General features: G+C 43.1%; 16 protein-coding genes. 4 read left to right on the top strand and 12 right to left on the bottom strand.

The window, feature by feature from the left end; all coding sequences use genetic code 11:
• Positions 1–28 precede the first annotated feature (28 nt).
• From JI65_RS04200 to JI65_RS04185, 4 genes are all read right to left on the bottom strand, one after another.
• Positions 29–1,726 carry an InlB B-repeat-containing protein gene (locus JI65_RS04200; RefSeq protein ID WP_191014132.1) on the bottom strand — a complete coding sequence of 566 codons (1,698 nt, stop codon included), beginning with the start codon at positions 1,724–1,726 and terminating at the stop codon, positions 29–31.
• 326 nt (positions 1,727–2,052) lie between these two features.
• The gene (locus JI65_RS04195; RefSeq protein WP_191014131.1) at positions 2,053–2,340 is read right to left on the bottom strand and encodes a hypothetical protein; all 288 of its coding nucleotides are present in this window, start codon (positions 2,338–2,340) and stop codon (positions 2,053–2,055) included.
• A 114-nt stretch (positions 2,341–2,454) separates the two neighbouring features.
• Entirely contained in the window at positions 2,455–2,673 is a 219-nt protein-coding gene (locus tag JI65_RS04190; RefSeq protein ID WP_191014130.1) for a hypothetical protein, read from the bottom strand.
• A gap of 17 nt (positions 2,674–2,690) precedes the next feature.
• Entirely contained in the window at positions 2,691–2,879 is a 189-nt protein-coding gene (locus JI65_RS04185) for a hypothetical protein (RefSeq protein WP_191014129.1), read from the bottom strand.
• Positions 2,880–3,037: 158 nt separating this feature from the next.
• Here JI65_RS04185 and JI65_RS04180 point away from each other — a divergent pair, with 158 nt between their 5' ends.
• Positions 3,038–3,379, top strand: a complete 342-nt coding sequence (locus JI65_RS04180) for a helix-turn-helix domain-containing protein (RefSeq protein ID WP_191014128.1) — start codon at positions 3,038–3,040, stop codon at positions 3,377–3,379.
• Between the two features lie 310 nt (positions 3,380–3,689).
• Here JI65_RS04180 and JI65_RS04175 read toward each other — a convergent pair whose 3' ends face one another.
• Complete coding sequence (locus JI65_RS04175) at positions 3,690–3,914, bottom strand: type II toxin-antitoxin system Phd/YefM family antitoxin (protein WP_191014127.1); 225 nt, start codon at positions 3,912–3,914, stop codon at positions 3,690–3,692.
• A gap of 423 nt (positions 3,915–4,337) precedes the next feature.
• Between JI65_RS04175 and JI65_RS04170 the strand changes: the two genes are divergently transcribed.
• From JI65_RS04170 to JI65_RS04160, 3 genes are all read left to right on the top strand, one after another.
• On the top strand, positions 4,338–5,432 hold the full coding sequence (locus JI65_RS04170; protein ID WP_242457158.1) for an ABC transporter permease: 1,095 nt from the start codon (positions 4,338–4,340) through the stop codon (positions 5,430–5,432).
• 53 nt (positions 5,433–5,485) lie between these two features.
• Positions 5,486–6,469: an LEA/WHy family protein gene (locus JI65_RS04165; RefSeq protein WP_191014125.1), complete on the top strand. Its 984-nt coding sequence runs from the start codon at positions 5,486–5,488 to the stop codon at positions 6,467–6,469.
• 165 nt (positions 6,470–6,634) lie between these two features.
• Positions 6,635–8,743, top strand: coding sequence for a dipeptide/oligopeptide/nickel ABC transporter permease/ATP-binding protein (locus JI65_RS04160; RefSeq protein WP_191014124.1), 2,109 nt, complete (start codon positions 6,635–6,637; stop codon positions 8,741–8,743).
• Positions 8,744–8,746: 3 nt separating this feature from the next.
• Here JI65_RS04160 and JI65_RS04155 read toward each other — a convergent pair whose 3' ends face one another.
• From JI65_RS04155 to JI65_RS04125, 7 genes are all read right to left on the bottom strand, one after another.
• Positions 8,747–9,751: a hypothetical protein gene (locus JI65_RS04155; RefSeq protein WP_191014123.1), complete on the bottom strand. Its 1,005-nt coding sequence runs from the start codon at positions 9,749–9,751 to the stop codon at positions 8,747–8,749.
• 162 nt (positions 9,752–9,913) lie between these two features.
• Complete coding sequence (locus JI65_RS04150) at positions 9,914–11,374, bottom strand: RHS repeat-associated core domain-containing protein (RefSeq protein ID WP_191014122.1); 1,461 nt, start codon at positions 11,372–11,374, stop codon at positions 9,914–9,916.
• Positions 11,292–15,761, bottom strand: a complete 4,470-nt coding sequence (locus JI65_RS04145; protein ID WP_191014121.1) for a DUF6531 domain-containing protein — start codon at positions 15,759–15,761, stop codon at positions 11,292–11,294. The genes JI65_RS04150 and JI65_RS04145 overlap by 83 nt, the downstream gene beginning before the upstream one ends.
• A 192-nt stretch (positions 15,762–15,953) precedes the next feature.
• Positions 15,954–17,396 carry a clostripain-related cysteine peptidase gene (locus JI65_RS04140; RefSeq protein ID WP_191014120.1) on the bottom strand — a complete coding sequence of 481 codons (1,443 nt, stop codon included), beginning with the start codon at positions 17,394–17,396 and terminating at the stop codon, positions 15,954–15,956.
• Entirely contained in the window at positions 17,393–17,848 is a 456-nt protein-coding gene (locus JI65_RS04135; RefSeq protein WP_191014119.1) for a hypothetical protein, read from the bottom strand. The genes JI65_RS04140 and JI65_RS04135 overlap by 4 nt, the downstream gene beginning before the upstream one ends.
• Positions 17,845–18,369 carry a carboxypeptidase-like regulatory domain-containing protein gene (locus JI65_RS04130; RefSeq protein WP_191014118.1) on the bottom strand — a complete coding sequence of 175 codons (525 nt, stop codon included), beginning with the start codon at positions 18,367–18,369 and terminating at the stop codon, positions 17,845–17,847. Before JI65_RS04130 ends, JI65_RS04135 begins: the two co-directional genes overlap by 4 nt.
• Entirely contained in the window at positions 18,362–19,648 is a 1,287-nt protein-coding gene (locus JI65_RS04125; RefSeq protein ID WP_191014117.1) for a hypothetical protein, read from the bottom strand. The genes JI65_RS04130 and JI65_RS04125 overlap by 8 nt, the downstream gene beginning before the upstream one ends.
• Positions 19,649–19,680: the final 32 nt, after the last annotated feature.

The raw sequence follows: 19,680 nt of genomic DNA, 5'->3' as shown, positions 1-19,680 counted from the left end.
GTGGGCAGTGACCATGAAGGTGGTTCTACTATAAAGCCACATCCCTGTCACTGCACGAGACTTTAGTTGTTCTTGGAACTTCAGAGTGCCAGTCGTCCCCTTTCTCAATCGCATTCCACTGTATTGCAGTTCCCTCAAAAGTTATATTTGCAAGCTTATTGCAATCAGCGAACGCGGTGTTTCCGATTGAGATGACGCTGGCAGGAATCGTGATGCTTGTGAGACCCGTGCAATCAGCGAACGCTCGGGTTTCGATTGAGGTGACGCCGGCAGGAATTGTGACGCTCGTGAGACCCGTGCAGTTATTGAACGCATCGTATTTGATAGAGGTTACGCTGGCCGGAATAGAGACGCTGGTGAGTCCCTTGCAGTTCCAGAACGCGCAGCTATAAATTTCTGTTAATCCTGTCGTTCCGCTCAAATCAAGCCCGATTCCGAAACTTTTTTTATTGATTGCAGTTCCTATAGCATTAATGGTTGAATAAGAAATTTCGCCTGTAAAGATAACAGTATCGCTTTCTGTCATTGCGTTTATTTTTTCGACGACATTATCCGCCGTGCAGTTTGATAAATCCAGATACCACTTAGCATATAGCTTTACAGAAGCTGCGATCGGTGTGGTAAAATCAAATGAATTTTCTGCAAGTGTTTCTCCGCCGTCGTTGGAAGTGTACCAGCCAATCAAATCGTACGGAGTTCGCTCCGATGTTGGTGCAGTGGCTTTTGCCCCATAACGTACTGTTTGCGTGGTAACCTCGCTTCCTCCTTTTGCGTCAAATTCTACGTTGTAGGTTTTGCGGTTATATTTGATTTCGATAACAGCAATCGAGTTGTCAGCGGTAAGAGTTTTCTGCTCGAAAGGTTGTGCGTCAAATCCTTCGATAGTTTTTGCAGCGGCTGAGGTTGTTTCGTTAGGATTTAGATAAAATTTTTCTTCTGTATCTAGCGTATATTCATCATTTTCAATGTTTTGCAAAAGGTGCTTTACTGTATAACTGTATTCCTGCCACCGTGCATACAGCGTCTTTGTGCCAGTGCTGCCCGCCGCAATCGATTCGACTTTGTTTCCACCGGTTTCGGCATCGTACCAACCTAAGAACACGAACCCCACAATATTCTTCAAATCGGTGAGCGTAACATAGTCTTCGCCAGTATAAATTTCCGGATTTGGGTTCTCTACGTCTTTAATGTTCTCGTAGCTGATTTTGTATCCCCATGCTGCGTACAAGGTCGCATCTTCTACGAGTTCCCAAATTTTGCACCCTTCGCCCTCAGAGTCGATGAACTTCGTTCCTTTTGCGTACTTTTCGGTGTAGAATCCACCAAAGTTGCTGTTCGCTAATGCTGGAACTTCTTCGAGGTCTGGAAGCTTTTCTCCGTAAGTCGCGAGAATCTCTGTTGTTTCGCCGTTGTTGTCGAGCGTAACCGTGTAGGTGTTCGCAGTCCATTTTGCGGTGAGCGTGGTGTCGGCGGTAATTTTTGAGTTAAAGTCAAAATCAGCGTCGCCGCAGAGCCAGGCAGAGAACGTGTAACCAGTTCTTGAAGGTGCCTCCGGGCGTGTTGCGAGAGTTCCGCTTTCAACAGTCTGAGAAGCAACCTCGCTTCCACCTGCCGAGTTGAACGTTACGGTATAAAAAATTTTCTCAGGCTCGCTTTCCGAGTCCGAGCTGCACGAGGTAAACACGAACAGTGCAAGCAAGAGCAAAAACAGTGCAAGTTTTTTCATAAGATTTTCTCCTTTTTTTGATTTAGTTTGTAAGCGCATTATAACTGTCCCAGTATGTCATTACGTGACAGAGTGAAATGGAATTTTGAATTTTTTTTAGGATTTTTAGCTGACTCACATAAGAAACTCCATCAAATCCTCGGCGGTGACTTTCTCCGCGCTCAAATCAGAGAAAATCGTCGTCGCGATTTTTTGCTTTTTTGCTTTGAGGGCGAGAACTGGATAATTAAAGCGAGAAGATTGAAAAAATAGGTCATTTCGAACTTACAAATGACCTATTTTCAAAAACTCAAAATTGAAAACTATAACGCACTTGTTTTCAAGAACTAAATTTTTGCATATCGAACTGGATTAGCTTCTCCTTGCTGCCTAGACAAATTCAACTTTTGTTTTATATCTTTTCCAACTGGGCTATTAGATACATCTTTCAGACCTTGAAATGAAAAGCGCCCATCATTATTAGGCCGTGTTACGCCAGTAAATTCGTATACCGCATAAACCTTTCCATTCCGCTCTTCTACAAGATAATCAGCCTTACTCGCACGCACAGGATCTGCCTTCCAAAGCCCAGAAGGCATATGAGTCCGGGTTGCATTCACTATAACGATTTCCATAAAAAAATCTCCTTAAAGTTTATTTACCTAGTCACGAATAAATCTGGAGAAAATTCGGCATAGAAGTTTCTCCAGACATGAGACAATTTGCAGATGTCCGTTATTGCAAAAAACTTACTTTTCTTTCTTCAGAGCGCGAAGTTGTTTTTGGAGTTCCTTTTTCTCAGCTTTTAATCGGTCAATCTCATCTCTAGCTTTGTCGCGCTCATTTTTTACGCGTTTAAAATGATGACGCCTCATACCTAGTCCAATTTTTTCCTCTCTAGTGAGGTCTACGTTTTCTTCGGTATGGGTTTGAGTTTGGGTCACTGTATCTGTAGTTTTTTTAGGCATTCAAATTTCTCCATGTATTATTTTTTCTTACTGTTCTTTGTTTCCTGAGTCACAATCATCTGATCAAAGGACTCCTGTATAAACACATCTTTACCGTAAGTCCTACGTTCCCCATGTGTGAAACTTGTCGTTACCTTCGTATCTGAATCTTTCTGCTTATAAGCAGGCAGATTACGGTTTGTTTTTGATACCTCATTTTTTGCCATTACCACTTTCCTCCGTGTTTCAAGGCTTCATAGATAAAAAACTATTTCGATAGAAGTCAGAGCAAAATTTCTAACCTCTATTTGCGTAATCTTCATTTTATCTTTTCTATTGTGGTATTTCAAGAAAAACTTTACGCAAATCGAAGTAATCTATATTCATGGCATTTCGGGAAAACTTAAAAAGTGAGTTGGAATTTCAAGATATAAAAGTAAAAGAGCTTGCCGCAAAAAGCGGAATAAGCCGAAGAACAATCGACCAATATCTTTCATCTGCCGCTAAAATGCCTTCTGCAGAAAATGCTGTAAAAATCGCTCAGGTTCTTGGTGTTACGGTTGAATACCTTGTAACAGGAAAAACTAGCGAATCTTCTGACAGGATTATTGAGCAGGAAATCAAATTATTTCAGAAATACCGTCAGCTCATTAAAAAAATCGAAATGCTTTCTCTTCCAGCCAAAGAATGCATTGATTTTTTTGTGAACAAACTTGGAAATGAGTAAAAACCTTCAGCCATATTCGTGCGTGGCAAAATGTTTTTTACTTTATTCCACCGCATTGCAAAAATTGCTTTTTGAGAAACCGAACAACGCATGTAGAAACTTTCTGTGGTGGACTTTGCTTCGTATACGAACGTTGCATAAGTATTTCACAACTGGCAACAATTTTGAGTATACAATATAGAAGAAATCAAGAAAACGTGCAGATAATTTTATCACTTATAATGATACATGCAGGAAACGACAAGAACCTCATCATCCTCTTTTGACCAATTTTGATAATCTTCAAAGGCTGTTTGTGTAAAAGAAATAATCATAAACTCTCTTCTGAGACCCTAACAAAATTCTCGTGTTTTTTTGCTTCTGCAAGTGAAGCGAAAAGATGCTTTTTATTGGCAGGAGAAGAAAGCAAATAGTCTGTTTCATCAGCGACTTCATGAATACTGATTTCGATTTCTTTGTTCTGAAAAATTGCCTGTATTGAGCGAATGAAATCCATCGTCAGCTCTGACGGCCACATTGTATAAGTTGTAACCATAATTGCATCTCCTATTTCGTAAAATATAACATGAGGTAGCGATAATCACAATTATTACAAAAGAAAATTTATTGAACTAGCCAGTCTCTCCACGAACCTTCAGCCGTAATGCCACGAACCATCAGCCGTAATGTAACGTTTCGTTTACTATTATTCCACAAAACATCAGCTGTAATGCCACGTTTCGTTTACTATTATTCCACAAAACATCAGCTGTAATGCCACGTTTCGTTTACTGTCATTCCACGAACCATCAGCTGTAATGCCACGAAAAATTTCATAATAGCTTATGAAATTTTTACAATCCTGCTATAGTACAAGTTGTCCTACAATGAAAAAAGTCTAGTAAAATCACCAAATTCGTAAAATAAAACTACCGCATAATTCAACACTTTCAGACTGTTTTGTGATATGATGATTTCTATGGCATTTTTAAGAAAACTTTTTGCGACGGTGGCGGCCCCGTGGCGCGCGTTCAGGGCAAAGTCACCGCTGGCATCTTTTATAATCGGAAGAGTCATCACGATGATTGCGATACTTTTTATGCTCGGCTGGGCACTTTTTGCGCTCATGGCACTGGCTCCGGGCGACATTGTGGACCAGATGATGACGCAGCAGCTCCTGAACCAAACATCAACCTCGCAAAGCATGAACGCAGCTTCCACGACGGGGGACAACAACTTTTCGCAGGAACAAATGGCAAAGCTCCGTGAAGAACTCGGACTCGACAAGCCGTTCACGCTCCAGTATTTCAGCTGGCTCAACCGCGTTCTGATTCATCACGATTTGGGAATCAGCCTTATTTCAAGGACCAGCGTAGGATTTTTAATAAAAAGCCGAATCATAAACTCGCTCATTCTGAACATAATTTCGCTCATATTCATAACGATTTTCTCGTTCCTGCTCGGCGTGTATTTTTCGAGCAAGGCGGGCACTAAAATCGATGTGGCGGCAACTTTCTTCGCTTTGTTTTTTCACGCATTTCCGGGAATTCTCCTTCTGATTCTCTTTCAGCTTTTTGCTTCGGCAACGTCGCTTTTTCCGGTAAAAGGCTACCCGGATTTTCCGTTCAGCTCGGCACCGGCGCAATTCGCTTTTAGCTACGCGCATCATATTTTCTTGCCGCTTCTGGCATCTTTTCTTGGCGGAATCGGCTCGATTATGCGGATGATACGCTCAACGATGCTCGACCAAATGGGAATGCCTTACATTACGGCCCTGCGCGCGCGAGGAATTTCTGAGCGGCGAGTTTATCTAAACCATGCGTTCAGGAACACGCTGAATCCTTACATTACGGGAAGCGCGAATCTTCTGGCAAGTCTTTTTTCAGGCTCTCTACTTCTCGAAATCATCTTCGCCTACCCGGGAATCGGGCGGCTCATGTACGAAGCCGTAATGCAGCAGGACGTAAATCTCGTACTCGCAAATTCCATGTTCATGAGCGTGCTGGTTCTTGCGGGCATGGTGATTTCAGACATTCTTCTTGCAATCGTGGACCCTCGAATCAGATACAAATAGACTGAAACTCTAAAAAGATTTTTTAGGCTTTCAACAACCATACAGGAGTTTTTATGAAAAAAATCAATTATCTTCTTGCGGGCTTGTTTTTTGCGGCAACAGGATTTGCTGCAATTTCTTGCTCAAGTTTAACAAAATCGATTGCAAAACCGACACTTTCGTTCAATTCGATTCAGTTCGCTTCGCTCGACACCGAGGGCGTTACGCTAAAGTGCAACTATGCGATTAAAAATCCATACCCAGTTTCGCTTTCGCTCGCAAAAGTCGATGCGAACATCACCTGCAACGAATCTCCGTTCACGTCGCTCACGGCAAACAAGGGAGTTTCGCTTTCTGCAAACAAATCATCGTCTAATTCTTTCAATTTTAAAGTTCCATACACTTCTCTCCTGAATTTTGCAAAATCGTACAATTCAAGCAAAACTCTTCCTTTTAAAGTTACGGGAAATGCTTCGCTCAAAAACATTCCTTTGCTTTCAACAATGACGCTTCCGTTCTCAAAAACAGTGAACGTTCCGGTCATAAAACCGACTTTTTCGCTTTCAAACCCAAAACTGGTTCTTCCGACGCTCTCGGAAATGGTAAGCGCGTTCAAATCCAGCGGAATGAACGCAACTTCGGCGGCTTCGATGGCTGCAAATATTCTTGCTGGCAAAAAAGTTGACTCTAACGTATTCGACAACGTAAATCTCAACATGAAGCTCAACTTTAATCTCGGCGTAAAAAACGAAGGCGGAGCGGCATGGAACTATCTTTTAAAATCATGCTCAATAAAAACTGCTGACAGTTCGCTCATAAACCTCGACGTTTCTTCCGGCGCGAATTCAATTTCCTCTTCAAGCGGAACGATTCCGCTCACGGCTACGCTAAACACGCTCAAAGCCGGAAAATTCATCACGCAGATTCTAAACAAATCCGGAACGAATCCGACGTTCTCTCTCGACAGCGGAGTTTCATTTTCGGAGCTTGGAATCTCGAACATTCCGCTCGCATACTCAAAAGAAATTCCTTTGAGCAACTTCGGTTTGACAAAATAAATAGAGTAGTTCGAAAACTTCAGCTTTTCGAACTTCTTCCATTAAAAACTGAGTTTTTGCAAGGCTTTAGCCTGAAAAACTCGCATAGACATGTAGGAAACATAGTTTTCCGAACAGGTCTAATCTTTCGGGCGGCAAAATACGCTGCCCAAAATCTGGATAGATATGAAGACGATTTTTAGATACTTAAAATCACGACCAATGGCTTTAACCTCGCTCATAGTTCTGGCAATTCTTTACCTGTTTATGATTTTTGCGGAATTCATCGCGCCATACTCACAGACTCGCTCGTTCGAAGAAAATTCTTTTCATCCGGCGAACCTCACGATAACTTCGCGGGGCGTGTGCGTCCAAGAACACCGTGTTTTGAATCCCATAACTTGGCGGTATGCCCGAGTAAAGGGCTTGTACCACGAAGTTTCTTTTTTCGTAAAAGGTGAGCCGTACAAGCTTTTCGGTCTGATTCCCTGCGAAACTCATCTTTTTGGCACTCTCCCGGATGAAAAAACAGGAGAAATCTATCCAGTCTTCCTTTTGGGTGCAGACAATCTCGGTCGGGACCTGTTTTCGCGCATAATCTACGGCAGCAGGATTTCGCTCACAATCGGATTTGTGGCAAGTGCGATTTCTCTGTTCCTGGCCATAGTCTTCGGCGGGCTTGCAGGCTTTTACGGCGGGCTCACCGACTGGGGAATAATGCGCTTTTCAGAATTCTTCATGCTCATTCCGGGCCTTTACCTTATTTTGTTCCTGCGTTCCCTCCTAAACACGAATATGGATTCGGGGCAGAGCTACATGATTATTACGATTATCCTGAGCCTTGTAGGCTGGCCGGGAACTGCACGCACGCTCCGAGGAATGGTGCACGCAATCAAACGCGAAGAATTCGTTGAGGACGCACTTTTGGAAGGCGTTCCAAAATTCGTAATAATTTTCCGCTACATAATTCCGCAAATAACAAGTCTTTTAATCGTAAGCACAACGCTTGCAATCCCAGGCTTCATTATGAGCGAAACGACTTTGAGCTACCTCGGACTCGGAATTGCAGACCCGGCAGTAAGCTGGGGCTCTCTCATAAACCGCGATATTTCGACTCTGAGCAACTTGAAGAATTTTCCGTGGCTGCTCATTCCTGTATGGCTTCTACTTGCCGTAACGCTGGCGTTCAACTTTATAGGAGACGCGTTGCGAGATTTTTACGACCCGTACCACGCCTACGTTCCGTCGCTCAGAGACTTCTTTAGGCGAAAAAAGCAGCCAAAAAAATCTCGTGCCGATGAACGAAAAATCTATGACACAGAATCGGCACTTCTTTCGGTAAAAGACTTGCACGTAAGCTTTAACATCAGACGCGGTAACACAGAGACAATCGTAAATTCTGTGCGAGGAGTTTCTTTCAGCATGAACAAGGGCGAGATTCTCGGCATCGTAGGTGAGTCAGGCTCAGGAAAAACCGTAACAACGACGGCAATTCCAGGACTACACCCCGCGAACGCAACGATAACTGGAGAAATTCTTTTTACGAGCCGAAACGACGAAAACGATTCTCCACGAACTGTAAATCTAGCTTCTCTTACGCAAAAAGAACTTCGCGAATACCGCGGAAAGAAAATCGGAATGATTTTTCAGGAGCCGGGACGCTCCTTTGACCCGCTCCAAAACATGGAAAGCGTATTCCTCGAAACTTTACGAAATTCAAATCCGCAAATCACGAAAACTTCTGCCCATGCAAAAGCTGTTGAATTGCTTACCGAAGTAGGGCTTCCAGATCCCGAAAACCGACTCAAAAACTTTCCTCACCAGTTTTCGGGCGGGCAACTCCAGCGTATCGGAATCGCGCTCTCTCTGGCACAAGGTTGCGAGCTTTTAATCGCCGATGAGCCGACAACGGCGCTGGACGTTACGATTCAAGCGCAAATCGTGGACCTGCTAAAAGAACTGCGCCAAAAACGCGGGCTTTCAATCATATTTATAAGCCACAACATCAACCTCGTTGCGGATTTGTGCGACAACATAATAGTAATGTACGGCGGCCTCGTAATGGAAAAAGGCACCAGCGAGAAAATTATGAACTCGCCACGCCATCCGTACACAAAAGCACTGCTCGCCTCCACGCCAAAATTCGGAACGCATTATACGACGCAAAGGCTCGCTTCGATTTCAGGGCGCGTCACCGACCCGGCAAATCCAGAACCAGGCTGTCCATTCGCACCCCGCTGCGAAAAAGCAAGCGAAGAATGCAAAAAGACAACCACCTGTCCGTTCTGCAAGTAAATTCTACTGAGTAATAACGTACTCATAACCTAACGACTTTTCTTCGCCAGTTTTTAGGTTATGTGTATAATGCTCGACAAGAATCCAGTCAAATCCTGAGTTTTTCTTTTCCTCTGGCAGGGGATTATTTTTTATGTACTCGGCAATTTTTTCGTTTTTAGGTTCAAGAATGTTATACGGATGGACGCAATAAAGAGTATCGCCTTCAAAAAGACGAAAATTTTTTCCAATGTAGTAATCACCTGAAAAAATTTTAAGGTAGGTCTGAGCATCAAAAACCACAACGCCACATACACCAGGACAAGTACCCTGAGGGCTTATGATATAGTTTCCGCTTTCTGACAAAAAGAAATCAGATTCCATAGAATGTCCGAAATGTGACAAATGCTTTATAGTACCATCTTCCTCAACTCTGAAAATTCCTACAGGATCCGTAAAAAATGCACCATCATTATCAAAATTCCAAACAAATTCACGTCCTCCCACCGGAATCTCAACCTCAACAGGTTTTCTATCGGCATTTCGTTTTATACTGATTTTCACCATAGGACAGTGTCTTTCTACTATAGGGCAAAATTCAACAAAACTCATTTTGCTAGGCTTAAGTTTGTCACCAATATCCACGTCCTCAGAAAAAATCCAATACGTAGCCTCCCATTCTGGCCACAAGCCTCTGCTAACATTCAACCAGTTACCTTTAACTCCGTTTACGACATCTTCAGTTTCTTTCATGCCAAGTATAAAGAAAAAGCAAGTTTTGTCGGTGACTCCAACAACTTTTCCATTCAATGATGGAGCTGAGTACACTTTTACATTATCTTTGTTAGGTCTCACCAATAATGCAACGGAATCTGTATACACATTGCGTACATATAGACCACTCATTTCGCCTGCCCAAAGTTTATTTTCAGTTTGACTTTCACTCTCCTGGGCGGAAACGGGAATCGTACTCATTATCCCAAGATACACGACTGACACACAGGCCGCTAAAAAAATACTTTTTTTCATAAAATCTCCTCTTTTTAGTTTTATGATTTTTTGATTCTTTCATTTTATAAATTCCAGTTATTGGACTTCTTAAAAAAAACATAAATTTTACGTCTTTTTAAGAAGTCCACACAAAATCTAAAAAAAATGTTAAAAATGTCTAAAAAAAGAATTAATTTCATCTTAATTTGCTTTATTTGCTTGATATACCTTGTCAAAGTCCTTTTGGGTATAAACGTCAACACGATGTATGAGCGATGTCGGAACGCACATTTTTCCATCAATAACATGCCAGCCTGCCACGATACGAGAAGTTTGCTTTTCTTTCCCATCTTTCATATTATTCGCAAGTGTATCCGACTTTGACGTCGGAACTATAACTGCATAATTTGTTCCGTTCCGATTAATGATTTCTCCTGTAGTGCCGACGAAATGCATCTTTCCTGCAGTATTCCACTCGACGTGCAGAATCTGCCCCACATCCCTGCTAACGCCATTGTAATAATTTATTACGTCCGCCCATCTATCGCCAGTAGGGTTAACGCCCTGTTCCGACAGCTTTGAAGCAAACCTTGAGTCTGTAAAAGCACAACTTGGCGCAGACCCAACAGAGGTTCTAAACATACCGTATTCATCAGCAGTCTTTATTGTATTGAGATACTGCGCGTCAAAAAGTGACGTTTGCGAATTTAAATCGTGCGGAGTAACATTCTCCCCGAAAAGTTCCGAAATAACTTCGCACATTGACGTAACAAGACACCCATGAGTCGCAACAGTCATAGGCTGTTCAACGCCATTTTTGTCTATATAAGTTTCATAAGCCCAACCTAAGCTCTCGCTTCCCCACGGAGAATCCTGCATTATAATCGCCTGTGGCGAAATTGTTTTTAGTCCGTCCGGGTCCAAATAGTTCACGGGATTACCGGCACAATAGGTGTACCAGTTTCTTCCGTCAAGAATCGGGTCCACAGAAGTGAATCTTGAAGAATCGGGCATGTAATCACGGAATCCAAAATCGTATTTTTGAGTAACGGAATCAAATTTCTTTCCTGCAAAACCAAACGAGAACGGTTCTTCCAACGGAGAGCCAAACACATCATAACCGTAAAGTTCAGCGGCTTTTATTTCCGAAAGATTCATTTTGACGCTGCCAAGCGAGTCAGAAAGAAGCACGTTTTTGTTCCAGCCGTAAACTGCATCCGCAGACGCGAAAGAAATCGGCGAAAAACCATTTCCGTACAGCGGAGCTTCCGCTATAAAGTGCGAACGCGTAGGCTCAACCGGTTTTGAAGTCTTTACGGATCGGGTTTGGGCAGAATCTGAAATCCAAGCATAGCGCGAGTCTCCGTTAAAATTTTCGCTTGACCACGCTTCTGACGAAGGAATCTGCTTGGTGCAAAGTTCCCTAAGCGACACCCCTTCGTAAACCGTTCGAGTGTCTCCGTCAGCATTAGAAGAACTTACTGTTCTGCGGCCAAGCGCGTCATATTTGTAGGAAAGCTGGAATTTTTTTTCATCAGCGTAATCGTAAACCGTCGCATAGGCGATTCGGTTTTGCGGATTATACGCATACTGCTCGGTCTTTGAAACGTAATTTTTTTTGAACGATGTTGCCGTTTTTGTCGTAAGACGCCGTGCAACCACGCCCCCAGCCCACAAGCCTATTTTCCTTGTCGTAAGAATAATCGATTTTTCCGAAAGGTGTCGTCCGAGAAATCATATTGCCTTCGCTGTCATAAACGAACGACTCTTTTAAAACCGCCTGATTCACCGAAAGCGAAATTGAAGAAAAATGCAGGCCAGCCATTTTGCAGAGTTTTTCGATTTCTGAAATTTCAGAAGGATTCAAAGAAAGCCTTGAAGAAACCAAATCCGAATCCTTAAAATGCAAACCCGCGTCAGAAGTGATTTTTTTTAGATGCCCCGCCACGCTTTCTGAATACGGGTACGAAACAGACGCAATGCGTCCCATTTTGTCATACTCAAAGCGCGTAAGCCCAAGATTTGAATCAAGGGAAAGAATTTTAGCTCCGCTTGCATCATAAACCGAGCCGTCCACAAAAATCAGTTTAGAGTCAGCGGAATACCCGGTTTTGAGGACAAGCCGACCTGCGCCGTCGTAAAAAGATTTTTCGCATTCACCGGTCGAAAAACTCTTTGAGATTTCGCGACCAAGCTTGTCGTAAGAAAAATCCACTTCCGTGACTTTATCGGTGAGCGAAGTCTTTATCGAATCCACGATTTTTAGAAGTTCAGAATTCTTTCCGTAGATATAAGTGATGTTGCGTCCTGCTCCATGAATCTTTGAAAGCAAGCCGCGAGCATCGTAAGTAAAATTTACGGTCTCGCAAGTTTTTTCGTCATACTGCGAAACAAGGTGCCCCGCACAATCATAAGAAAAGTAAAGTGCAGAATCAGAATTGATGGCAGAAAGCAGATTTCCGGCGGCATCGAAAGTGAATTTTTCAAAAGTGCCGTCCGAATATGTTACGTTGTGAGTCAGCCCGCCAGCAGAATAAGTGTGAAGAGCCTTTTTTCCGTTAAAATCGACTTCCTCAGAAAGAGTGCCGTCCGAATTGTATTTTGACTCAGAAAGATTTCCGAGCCTGTCTTTTTTTGAAACAAGGCGACCGTATCCGTCAAAGCCGAAGAAAGACTCATTTCCTCTGGAATCCTTTCTAACGTAAGACTTGCCTTTTTTACCGAAAGAGTTCGTTAAAACGGTTGAACCTCCCCGTCGGACTTTAACAACGCGGTCAAGCTCATCGTATTCGTAGCACTCTTTTTCACTAAACGGACGGGAAGATGACGAAACGAGCCTTCCTGACGCGTCGTAAGTTCCGCACCAATTTTTTCCGAGAGAGTCCCGAATCTCGACGCAATTTCCGCGATGGTCGTAAACATATTTTTTGAAAGAGCCGTCTGCGAACGTCTTTTTTACAAGATGATTCATGCCGTCATATTCGAGGCAAGTTGAATTTCCATAAGCGTCGGTCGCGCGGCAAAGTCGGCCCAAAACGTCGTAATCAAAAGATTTTTTATTGCCGTCCGCATCGACAATCGCCACAGTTTCAGAAAATGCGTTCAAAACAAATTTTTCTTTAAAAAGTCCGCCTTTTACCCGCGTTACAAACCTAAAATCATCACTGTATTCAAAACTTTCCTTGCTTACAATTTTGCCTTCCGCATTTTTAATTCTGTGCGAAGTGACTCTTCCAACAGAATCGTAAGCAGTCTCGATTGATTTTGATTCAGAGCTGATTTTGCAAACATTGCCGAAAACATCGTATTCGTAAACGCAAGTTTTCCCATCCCGACCTTTAGAAGATTTTACAAAACCATTCGGGAAAAAACTGTTTTCGTGGGAAGCATAGTTTCCGTACACTGCCTTCAAAGAGGCAACCCTTCCAGACAAAGAATCGTAAGCAAACTGCATCGATTCTCTGTCGTCCCAAGAGATTTTTAAAAGTCTGCCCGCCGGCGAAAAATCATACTTGTATTTTTCGGTGCCGTTTTCAGTTTCGCTCACAAGCCGATTTTGCTTGTCGTAAAGTTGTGTGATTTTTCGTCCGCCACAAAGCGTTTCAGTAAACAAAATTCCACGCTCATCTTTGCTGCGACTAAGCAATGATTTTTCTGCCGACTCGCCGAATCCAAAATCAACTTGAGAGGCATTGCCCGTAAAATCAAAACTGTAATCAAAGAACCAACAATCATCTTTAGGATTTTCTCCGGCTGCGGTAAGTGCGTCAAAAATCCTGTGGGAAGAAAGCCTGCCTTCCGGCGTGTAGGCAAATTGATTCAGCTTGGTTTTTGGAACTTGATTTTTTTGAGAATCGATTCCAGAAACATAACTGCAAACGAGCCGATGCATTTTGTCGTATTCATATTCATAAACGCGTTTTTCGCCAGTTTTTGTGTCCGAAACAGTTTTAGAAATCAAATCTTTTCTTGATGAATAGCAAAGTTTTACTTCAAGCCCGGTTGAAACAGAAATGTTCACTGCATGTGGAGCATACTTGTAGTTAAAGGTTCGCCCTGCCGCATCGGTGTATTTTTGAATGCGCCCGATTGAATCATAAACCCATTTTTCGGTGGCAGCGGAAATTATAGAATTTTTTGCGTACAAAGATTTTTCAACAAGGTCGCCCCATTCATTGTAAGAATAAACGGTGCGATTTTCAAAGCAATCTTTTGAAACGCAAAGAAGGTTGTTTGAATCATACTCGAAAGCATTTACAAGCTGCCCTTTTCTGTAAACGCCTGTTTGGTTTCCGTTTGAATCGTAGGAAAACTCAATCGAAACGCCGTCACGGTCTTTGTAGGAGGCAATTTTTCCTTGCGAATAAGTCCACTCTTCGCTTGAGCCGTCGCTGTATTTTCTTGAAAGCAAATTTCCGTCGGCATCGTAAGAGAAAGACTCCGCAGAATGGTTGTCGCGCTTTTTGGAAAGACGGTCATTCTCGTCATATTCATAGTAAAAAACAGAACCGTCCGAAAATCGCTCATAAACGGTAAGCCCGCGCTCATCATACTTGTATTCGGCTTTAACTCCGTCATGGTCGGTATGAATAGTCTGTTTTCCTTCTATATTATATGCAAAGTGTTCCGTCGCCCCATTTTCATCGGTTGTCGAAACAGTCCTGAGCCCGTCGTTAAATTTCGTGTAGGCAAAACCGACAAAACTGCCGTCGGCTTTTATCTGTTTTAAAAGATTTCCGTCTGAGTCATAAGCAAATCTTTTTGTGTCAGACTCCCAGTCCGTAACGGCGGAAAGTTTGCCCGCAGCATATTTATACGAAACAGACCTGAGTCCGTCCGAAACCGAAGAAAGGCGGTCACCACTCCACAAGAGCCTAAAAGTCCGTTTTTTGTCGAGGGAAATTTCCTTCAACCTGTGTTCGGAATCATATTCAAAGAAAACCGAACCTTTATTCATCGAAACAAATTTTGAAGGAAGCCCGCAGGAATCAAAATATTTTTTTTCGCCAGTTAGTTTGTTTGAAAGGCAAAATCCATTGGAATCGCAGAAAAGAGAATATTTTTGAACAAACTTTTTGTTTTTCGGTGCGTAATCGCCATATTCACTTTCATCATTCAAAACTCGCTCAAAAATGATTGGAGTTCCGCTCTCATCCACAAAAATCAAACAACCCGATTTTAGTCCGCCGCCAAGTTTTCCTGGCACGCCGTAAAGAACATGCGCATTTTTTTCAAGCGCACTTTTTGACCGACTGATTTCGGCTTCAATGAGACAAAGATTCGATTCGGCCTCTTCAAGCAGAGCCTTTGCCTTTTCATAAGTCTCCGTACAGTTTGAATCCTCATCAGCATAGCCTTTTATCACATCGACTTTTTGGCGAAGCGTCTCCATCGCAGAAAGAATATTCGGATATTCATCGATTAATTTTTGCGAATACCCGCGAATAATTCTCGTATCAAGATTTGAAATCCAATTTTGCCCGAAGAATCGCCCAAAATCCGCAGAATCAAAAGTTTTTCCTGAAAACAAAGCCCGCTTTACATCAAAAGAACAGTTTCCAGCCTGCAAGGAAATATCGGAATCCTCAAGGATAAAAATTCCGCTCGAAATGATTACAGGGTCGCCTGCTCGACCTACAGGCATTCCGTCAAAATTGTAGACGGTCACGGCATTGTCCCCGCCCACTGAATAAGTAAGCCCGTGGGAACTGCAATAATTATCCATGGCATCTTTTGCCGCATCCACGTACGTTTGCAAAGCCGCCAATTCCTCTGCAGGTGCGTTTGCCGCCACAGCCTCCGCGTAAGCAGAAAGCGCCTCGTTAAGCCAGCTCGCATACGAGGAAGAATCTTCATTATACGGCGTTGAGTAATCATAATTTCCGCTGTAAAAATCAGCGTAGCCGTCTTCATAATAGCTATCCGGCCAGCCTTCATCCTCGCCGGTGTCCTCAACATATTCCTCCGCGCAAAGCCCGCCTGATGCAAAAAAAGCGAACGCGCAGAAAAAAATCCCTTTCGCCCAAATCGATTTTAGTTTTTTTATCATAATCTTCTTTAAATCCTTAAATTCGTTTTTTTAATCTTTTTAACTTTCAAAAGTCCATCCCGAACCGAAAAACGTCATTCAGAACTCGTTTCGGAATCTCAAAATGCAGATGCTGAGACAAGCTCAGCATGACAAAGATTGACAGCTCTGCATGACAAAGATTGAATGCTCAGCATGATATGGCAAACTGAATCAATCGAAAGTCGCATAAAAAATTTTGTCCAAAAGACTTCCAGAATTTTCTTTTGTCGGAACATAGCCTGAACAATCTTTTACAAACTGACTTGCCCCGGTCTCAATTCCGCCGTTTATGTACAAATCTGGATGGCTCGTCGAACAAACGCCGTAAGATGCGTAAGTCGCATAAAAAACGCCAAGCGAAGTCTCACGTCCGTTCGCAGACCAAGAATCAAAAACGGCCGCGTCAAGGGATTTTAAGAACGCAGTTCCTTTTTCTGAAAGTTCCGGGGCGATTTCAAGGACGTTCTGAACGACACTCCGCAAATCAACGTAAAAATCCGTGGAAGAATTTGATGAATAATACGAAACTGATTTTTTCTGAAAGACTTCCGTAAACTTGTCCCGAAGTTCATAGGAATCTATCAAATCCGCCGCAGATTTTGCAAAGTCGTCAAACAGATTTATTGCCTTCTGAATTTTTGAAAGCTTTATCTGGCAGAACACCGACGAGGATTCGCGCTGATATTGCTCGCGGAATTGTTTTTGACACGCCGCCGCAAAATCCTTCGCATTCCCGCGGGAAGAATCGCTTAAATCCACCAATTCAGAATCCTCTAAAGCAAAATAATCAAAAACCTTCGTGTAATTCCAGCCCGATGAAGAAACGATAGACGGCGTGCCTGCCATAATTTCCGCAACGTCGCGAAATTCATACGCAGATTCCGCACAAACGCCAAAGCAGGTGTCAAAGCCAATAAAATCAAGCTTTCGCCCGCCCATACCTTCTTCAATCGCCTCGCGCATAGACGAAATCGTCATGTACGAGTCCGAGGAAGAATCCACCGCAAAGGCTCGGAAAACCCCTGTTTTTCCGGCAGAATCGCTGCTGCCATTTTCCGCGCGCCAGCCAGTTCCGTGGCCCCAAACAAGCAAGCCGTAATGGTCAGCAGGATAATTTTCCCACGCGAAGGAAAGAAGCCCCGCCAACGTGGATTTTTTTGCCATATCAAGTTCAGTTTCTTTTTCGAGTGAAAGACACAAATTCGGGCACTCAAGCTGTTCGCTCGCAATGTTGATTTTGTTGTGCTCATCATCATTTTTGACTTTGTAAAGCCGCGTGGAAGTCCAGTCGTAGTTTGAAGAATCGTAGCCCATCGCCCGGTCGAGCAAAACGAGCACATTCATAGAAGCCGCGCCCAAGGATTCTTCCATTTCGTTAAGGTCGTCGATTGCGGCTCCTTCAAGATTGTTGTCCGCCGCCATGTACACGATGAACGTCCAAGATTTTTCCCGTTGCGAAGCCTCGCTTTCCTGAAAAACCACCGGCGCGCTAGAAGCATAAGAATCAGCTTCCATTGCACAAGAATATAGAAGACAACTTGCCAAAAGCCCAAAAGCCAAACGCATAACGAAATGAAAAACTTTAAGAAAAGTCATTTTTTTTACGAAAATCATTCAAAAACCTCTCTCGAAGCATACATTCCGAACGGGTCGCTCCAAGATGAACCGTCCGAATAATGGATTTCCCGCAAGTAAAGAAAATCAATCAAATAAGGCTCATCCGGAACCACGCTCAAATAAGAATCAAGATTCACACAGAATTCTTTCGCCGAACTCGCTTCAATAAAATCATCGCACCTCGAAACAATATTGTTGCTGCCAACAAAGGGATTTTGACCGTCTTTGTCATAAACCATGAACGAAAAAGTCAGCGAATCAACCCTTTTTTGAGAATCATTAAAAACGTTAAAATACGCGCCCGCAAAATTGTGCTTTCCCGAAACTTTGCCCAAAACAACATGTGGCTTTTCGATTACATACGGGCATTCCATCGCCGCAAAAGTCGAGCAACCCGAAAACGCGAAAAACGCAAGCATCAAACCTGCAAAAAAAGTTTTTTTCATCATTTTGCCTCCAGAATCTTTTTCATTGTGAGTTTTTCCTGTTCGGACTGATTTTTGCAGAACGAAACCAACGAACAATAAAAATCAAAAACATCGTCATCCTGATTGTATTTTTTCTGTGAAGCCAAAAGATTTTCCGCAGAATCAAAAGAATAAGAACGAATCAGCTTTTCCACATTTTTGTAAACGTCGTTCATCGAAGAAACCTGCACCGTAACGATGGATTTTCTGTCCGAAAAAACAACTTTCTCGGACACAGAAGCCCAGCCTTTTCCGCCGCCAGTCAAAACGTATTCCCCGGCATTCATGTCGGGAATCATAAAAACGCCGTTAATTCCGGTAACAGCCTCAAGACCGTCCCCAAACGAAACGTGATACCCAGAAACCGCCGTTCCGTCAGGACTGCAAACTCGCCCAGAGCAGACGGCTTTTCCTTCAAAACCTTTTGTGGCGCACCCCAAAAAAGAAAAAAGCGAGCCTGTCAAAACAATTGTCACGCTAAAAAATCTAAAAAACTTATTCATTACTAGCCTCTTTTTTTACTTCATGGCCAAACTGACCGTGTTTGTTTCTGTAATAAACGAAAACCGAACCGTCCTTACGCCGAATCTCGCCAATTTTTCCCTGAGAATCAGACTCGGTGGGATTTTCCGATTTTTCCGCTTTGATAACGGGAACTCTTTGAAGAGCAGTTGCAGAAGACCTAGCTCTCCGCGCCAACGGAATCGGCTCACACTTCTCTTCTGGAATAAATATTTCCGCAAAAAGAAAAGCCTGCATCAAAGGCGAGTTTTCACAGTCGGTTTGTGAAGAGCCGATTTTTTTTACCGGCACAAAACTCACTTTTACCGCGCAGGAATTTTCCCCGCACAAAATCGAAAGGGAATCTTCCTGCCAGCCGTTTCCGCTGGAAAGCCCCGCACAATATTTAAGTGCCTTTGCAAGGGAAGAATTTTTTACGCTGAACGACAGCTCCACAAAATCTTCCGAGCGATACTCGGAAACCAGCTCCACGTTTTCGGTTCTGAGCATCGTGCGAATTTGAGGCACGAACAGCGTCTTTTCAAATTCCGCAAGCTGCTTTTCTGGCGAAAAAGACACGCTCCCCGCCGCCGTTGCCGAATGATTTTTCTTCTGAGTTGGCGTTTGAAGCACGAGCGAAAAACACGGCTCGTCATTTTTGTAAGAAACGACGCAATTTCTGGCACCTGCAATTTCTTCAATATTGCAGCCACGAATATTCATGCTCGCCTCGCCATTTTTCCAGACAAAACTAGTGATTTTTCCGCCAGCATTTTTTATTGAAGAAAAAACTGAACTAAAAATTTCTGTCGGTGCAAGCAAAACCGAATCCGTCTCGGTCGAATTTTCGATTTTTGCCGCCCCAGAATCCGCCAAAGCCTGCACCGCATTTTTTGAACTGCCATAAATATTTCGATTTACAAACATCAAAGACGCACCTCCCATCAGAAGCAAAAAAAACAATGCGGCAACTTTAATTTTCTCGCCCTGAGTTTTGAACACCGCAAAAGACGGCTCATCCTCCAGATACAGATTCCGCCCCGGATTAAGCCGCCTGTATTCCGAGAGCCGAGCACGTTCCATCACGGTAACTTCCGCGGTAAGTCTGCCACCGCGAAGGGCATAATGCGTATCCGTGCAACAGCCAGTTGAAAAACACGGATGCCTTTTTTCCAATTCCTTGAACAAAAAAGATTTTCCGTGCCGTTTAATTGCAATTTTTAGGGGCAAGGCAATCGAATACCTGTCATAATCGCAATTTTTCACAAGAACTTTTTTCACTTTCACCTCGATTTTAAAATCTTTACTTTTTT

The organism is Treponema zioleckii (assembly GCF_014737315.1).
Classification (GTDB): domain Bacteria; phylum Spirochaetota; class Spirochaetia; order Treponematales; family Treponemataceae; genus Treponema_D; species Treponema_D zioleckii.
Note: the sequence above shows the minus strand (reverse complement) of the source record. Positions and strands in the feature narration are given on the sequence as shown.

Coding starts and splice junctions, on each gene's coding strand:
- JI65_RS04200 (WP_191014132.1), bottom strand. CDS start 1,726: ATGAAAAAACTTGCACTGTTTTTGCTCTTGCTTGCACTGTTCGTGTTT.
- JI65_RS04195 (WP_191014131.1), bottom strand. CDS start 2,340: ATGGAAATCGTTATAGTGAATGCAACCCGGACTCATATGCCTTCTGGG.
- JI65_RS04190 (WP_191014130.1), bottom strand. CDS start 2,673: ATGCCTAAAAAAACTACAGATACAGTGACCCAAACTCAAACCCATACC.
- JI65_RS04185 (WP_191014129.1), bottom strand. CDS start 2,879: ATGGCAAAAAATGAGGTATCAAAAACAAACCGTAATCTGCCTGCTTAT.
- JI65_RS04180 (WP_191014128.1), top strand. CDS start 3,038: ATGGCATTTCGGGAAAACTTAAAAAGTGAGTTGGAATTTCAAGATATA.
- JI65_RS04175 (WP_191014127.1), bottom strand. CDS start 3,914: ATGGTTACAACTTATACAATGTGGCCGTCAGAGCTGACGATGGATTTC.
- JI65_RS04170 (WP_242457158.1), top strand. CDS start 4,338: ATGGCATTTTTAAGAAAACTTTTTGCGACGGTGGCGGCCCCGTGGCGC.
- JI65_RS04165 (WP_191014125.1), top strand. CDS start 5,486: ATGAAAAAAATCAATTATCTTCTTGCGGGCTTGTTTTTTGCGGCAACA.
- JI65_RS04160 (WP_191014124.1), top strand. CDS start 6,635: ATGAAGACGATTTTTAGATACTTAAAATCACGACCAATGGCTTTAACC.
- JI65_RS04155 (WP_191014123.1), bottom strand. CDS start 9,751: ATGAAAAAAAGTATTTTTTTAGCGGCCTGTGTGTCAGTCGTGTATCTT.
- JI65_RS04145 (WP_191014121.1), bottom strand. CDS start 15,761: ATGATAAAAAAACTAAAATCGATTTGGGCGAAAGGGATTTTTTTCTGC.
- JI65_RS04140 (WP_191014120.1), bottom strand. CDS start 17,396: ATGATTTTCGTAAAAAAAATGACTTTTCTTAAAGTTTTTCATTTCGTT.
- JI65_RS04135 (WP_191014119.1), bottom strand. CDS start 17,848: ATGATGAAAAAAACTTTTTTTGCAGGTTTGATGCTTGCGTTTTTCGCG.
- JI65_RS04130 (WP_191014118.1), bottom strand. CDS start 18,369: ATGAATAAGTTTTTTAGATTTTTTAGCGTGACAATTGTTTTGACAGGC.